1 protein-coding gene is annotated in these 1,233 nt (G+C 58.6%); it reads left to right on the plus strand.

The features are described from left to right. Positions 1–63 precede the first annotated feature (63 nt). Positions 64–1,205 (plus strand): IS3 family transposase gene (locus J7024_RS36970; RefSeq protein WP_175752761.1). Its coding sequence is split into 2 segments (ribosomal slippage): positions 64–301 and positions 301–1,205, totalling 1,143 coding nucleotides; the frame shifts between segments, so codons are not numbered across the junction. Positions 1,206–1,233: the final 28 nt, after the last annotated feature.

The following is a 1,233-nucleotide window of genomic DNA, read 5'->3' on the forward strand; positions in this document are numbered from 1 at the left end:
TGGACCGGCCAGCCTTTCGTAGACATCTTCGAGCCATAATTTATGGCAACCGAGGAGGTCAGCATGAGCGGCAAGCGGTACACGGATGAGTTCAAGATCGAGGCAGTCAAACAGGTAACCGAACGGGGTCATTCGGTGGCAGAGGTGGCCCAGCGTTTGGGCATCACGACCCACAGCCTTTACGCATGGAAACTGAAGTTCGGCAGGCCCGACGTCGTGCGGCAGGCGGAACTGGATCAGAGCGCCGAGGTTCGGCGACTGAAGGCCGAGCTCAAGCGCATGACCGAGGAACGCGACATTCTAAAAAAAGCCGCCGCGTACTTTGCAAAGGGATAACGGCAAGGTACGCATTCATGCGATCCCATCTCGGCGAGTTCCACCTGCACTCGATGTGCCGAGTCCTTGGCGTGCATCGCAGCGGCTATTACGTCTGGCAGCGGCAGACAGTTGGAGCCCGCAAGCGCGAGGATGATCGATTGCTCGGTTTGATCAAGCATTCCTGGCTAGCCAGCGGCGGCGTCTATGGCTACCGCAAGATCACGGTGGATTTGCGTGAATCGGGCGAAACGTGCAGCCGTCACCGCGTCCATCGCCTCATGAAAGGCGAAGGTCTGCGGGCAGAAGTGGGCTATGGCAGCAAGCCCCGCTATCGGGGTGGTCCGGTCGGCGTAATCGCCAACGTGCTGAACCGTGAGTTCGCGCCAACCGCACCGAACCGGGTCTGGGTAACGGACATCACGTACATCCGGACTTACGAGGGCTGGCTGTATCTGGCGGCTGTTATGGATCTGTACTCGCGCCAGATCGTCGGTTGGGCTACGCGCTCGACGATGACCAGCGATCTGGTTTTACAGGCGTTGTTGGCTGCGGTTTGGAAACGCAAACCGGGACCCGGTGTCATGGTGCATTCCGATCAGGGCAGTCAATTCACGAGCGATGACTGGCAGTCATTCCTGAAGGCGCACCATATGGTGCCAAGCATGAGTCGGCGCGGTAATTGCCACGACAATGCCGTGGCCGAGAGCTTCTTCAGCGCCCTAAAAAAGGAGCGAATCAAGCGGCGCATCTATCCGAGTCGGGCGACCGCGACCTCGGACCTGTTCGATTACATCGAAATGTTTTATAACCCGGTTCGTCGGCATGGTTCCGCCGGCGATCTTTCACCGATTGAGTTTGAGCGGCGCTACGCGCTAAACGGCTCGTGAGTGTCTATGAAACTCTGGCCGGTCCAGA

Origin of the sequence: Burkholderia sp. WTPI3 (genome assembly GCF_021483755.1) — a bacterium.
Classification (GTDB): Bacteria; Pseudomonadota; Gammaproteobacteria; order Burkholderiales; family Burkholderiaceae; genus Burkholderia.